We start from the raw sequence: 3,147 nt of genomic DNA on the forward strand, positions 1-3,147 counted from the left end.
GGACGGTAGGCCAGCGGTCCGCTCAGCAGCGGGCGGCGGGCGGTGCGCGGCGGGCGCTCCAGCGGGGTGGGGACGGGCAGCAGCCGCACCTGTGCCCCGCCGATCCACCAGGAGGCGGCCCGCCCGTCGGGGGAGCGGCCCAGCAGGGTCACCTCCCACCCGGCCTCGGCGGCCGAGCGCGCGGTCTTCTGCACCCGGGAGTCGCCGGTCACCCCGTTGCACACCAGCATCACGACACGGCCGCGCGTACCCCCCGGCGCCCCGGGCGTCCCGGATGTCCCGGAAGCCATGGGCGCCCCGGAAGCGTTGGGTGCCCCTGACGTCCCGGGTGGCCCAGGTGTCCCGGGCGTCGTGGGTGTCCCGGGCGTCCCGGGTGCCGGGCCCGCCGGCGGGGTGGGCCCCTCGGTACCGCTGTCGGACTCCACGGGTCTCCTCCTCTCCTTCGTCGGACCGCCTGCCGTGCCGGCGGGTGCTCAGCGCAGGAAGCCGTCCAGCACGTCGGCGGTGTAACCGCCGTCGTGGTAGGTGCGCACGTACTCCACGGACTCCTGCGCCGTGCGCCTGGCGAGGTCCCGGTCATCCAGGAGGGAGGCGAGCGCGGTGCCCAGCGTTTCGGGGGTGGCGCTGACGATGGGCGGGCGGATGCCCACCGACCGGTGCAGCCGCTCGTCCAGGAACGCGATGACGGGCCTGCCCGCCGCCATCCCCTCGCAGGCGAACGTGCCGTAGGTGCCGACCGCGAACTGGTCCACGACGATGTCCGCCTCCTTGACCAGCTCCCGCACCTGGAGCCACGGCACGCCCGTCACCATGCGGAACTCGATCACCCCGCGCCGGTCCAGCTCCTCCAGCACCGGCACCACCTTCGCGGTGCCCTTGGTCCAGCGCTTGGAGGGCGCGTGCACCACCACGGGCCGGGCGCGTTCCATCGCGGGCCGCTCGGCCGCCCACCCGTCCACGTCCACCACCAGCGGCGCCCAGCGCGCGCCGGGCAGCTCGTCCAGCAGGTCGGGCGTCGTCACGAACTGCGGCAGTCCGCTCTGGGCGGCCATCCGCCGGTTGCGGGCGCTCTTGCGCGCCAGCACTTGGAGGATCCGCTCGTCGGCGGCGTGGAAGAGGGAGTGCTCGTAGCGGTTCATGTGCCGCTCGGGGTCCCGTACGTCGCTGCCGTGCGCCAGCAGCGCCACCTTGATCCCCGCCGCCGACAGGGAGGGCAGGTCGTCGCTGATGTGGCCGCCGTTGAGCCGGCCGAGCGCGGGGGTGAAGGAGTCGGACAGGTAGTGCGTGTACGAGCCGAGCACCCGCTTGGCCCGCTCCAGCTGGAAGCCCAGGTCCCCGGTGCGCTCACCGATCGCGTACAGGTCGGCCGGGTAGATGACGCTCTTGTCGTGGGTGTGCATCACCACCTCGGCCGACAGGTCCTGACGCCGCTCGCACAGGGCCCGCGCGAAGCCCGCGAGCTGCCCCGCCGAGTTGGCGCAGCCCAGGCCCAGCCGCACCGGGGTGCTGCCCAGCGCCCGCCAGGCGGGCGGCGCCCCGTCCGTGGCCGCGGGCTGCGAGGGACGCGGCTTGTCCGGTTTGCTCACCCCCGGCTGCTCGGTCGCCGACCAGGACACCGTGCGGGGCGCCAGCCGGGCGGCGGTCTCGGGGCCCGCCAGCCGCTCGTACAGCTCCAGCAGAGCGGCCGACTGCTGCTCCCACGACAGTTCGGCCAGCAGCGGCTCGGTGATCCGCGCCGCCAGCTCGCCGCGCCGCGCCAGCCCGCGCTGCACGGCGGCGACGAAGGAGGGCACGTCCTCGGCGGTGAACACCTCGCCCACACCGGTGCGTTCGACGAAGTTGCGCAGGGTGCGCACCCCGCTGGTGACCAGCGGCAGCCCGGCGTGCAGGTACTCGGCGGCCTTGGTGGGCAGCGAGATCTCGCAGTTGGGCACGTGCCGGAAGCAGATCAGTCCCAGGTCGGCCGAGGAGAGGTAGTCGGGCACCTGCTCCTGCGGCACGTACGGCACCACGTGCACCCGCTCGCGCACCCCCAGCTCCTCGGCCCGCGCGAGCAGCTTCTGCAGGGTCGCGTTCGGCTTGGCCGCGGCGACCAGCGCCAGGTGCGCGTGCGGCAGTTCGGCCAGGCCCTCCACAGCGGTGTCCAGGCCGCGTTCGGGCCCGATCCACCCGGCGTAGACGAGCAGCGGCACATCGGGGCCCAGCCCGCAGGCGTCCCGTACGGAGGCGCACTCGCCCGCGCCCGCCCGCACCGCCTCGCGCACCGGCGCGTTGGCCACCACCAGCGGCTCGGCCGGCAGGCCGTAGGCCTCGCGCAGGATGCCCGCCAGCTCACCGGAGACGGTGACCACCGCGTCCGCACACCCGATGTGCTCCCGCTCCACCCCGGGGAACGCGGAGGCCCGCACCGCGTCCGGCCACTCGACACCGCGCACGTACTCGTGGGCGTCGTACAGCCACGCGGTGCGCAGCCCTCGCGCCCGCAGCCGGGCGGCACTGCGTGCGCCCACCGCGATCATCGTGACGTCGTTGGCGTGGATGACGTCCGGTTCCAGCTCCTCGATGACCGGGCCGAACGCCAGGTCCAGGTCGAGGAGTTCCGGCCAGTCCCGGCGCCAGTCCCCCGTCGGCCGCACGGGGCCCGCGGCACGCCGCCGCTCCCACTGGTAGAGGCGGCCCCGCCCCTTGTGCGCGTACCGGCGCAGCCGCACCCAGCCCTTGAGCGCCTCCCGTGCCACCGCCGTACGCACCCCGCCCGGCACGTCCGCGAGCCGGCCCACCCTGGCCGTCCGCTCCCGCACCCACGCGGCGTGCGCGGCACGCGCCCGCACCCAGGCGCCGTCGTCGGGCAGACCGAACTGCGTGAGATGGCTGCGCAGATGCGGACGGCGCCGCTCGGCACCCACCACGGCCCGCATGTGCGCGGCGACCGGCACCTTGACGACCCGGACGGGCCCGAGCACCGACTCCTCCCGGCGCTTGGAGGGGCTCCGCCCCACCAGCGTCACGTCCCAGCCCGCGCGGGCCGCCGCGATCGCGGTCTTCTGGACCCGGGAGTCACCCGCGACGGTGTTGCCCACGACCACGGCGAGCCGCGGCCGGCCCGGTCGCCGCTCCCGGTTCCCGGCACCGCCCGCGCTGCCCGCA

The 3,147-nt window shown here is 75.5% G+C and carries 1 protein-coding gene and 1 pseudogene; both read right to left on the minus strand.

Going from position 1 to position 3,147, the window contains the following annotated elements:
• Window positions 1-230, minus strand: a pseudogene (locus tag FM076_RS33705) (glycosyl transferase family 1); the annotation flags it as partial.
• A gap of 243 nt (window positions 231-473) precedes the next feature.
• Window positions 474-3,147 (minus strand): glycosyltransferase family 4 protein (locus FM076_RS12675; protein WP_180217760.1); only part of this gene is annotated, 2,674 nt, incomplete at its 5' end.

Source organism: Streptomyces albus subsp. chlorinus, assembly GCF_013302895.1.
Classification (GTDB): domain Bacteria; phylum Actinomycetota; class Actinomycetes; order Streptomycetales; family Streptomycetaceae; genus Streptomyces; species Streptomyces chlorinus.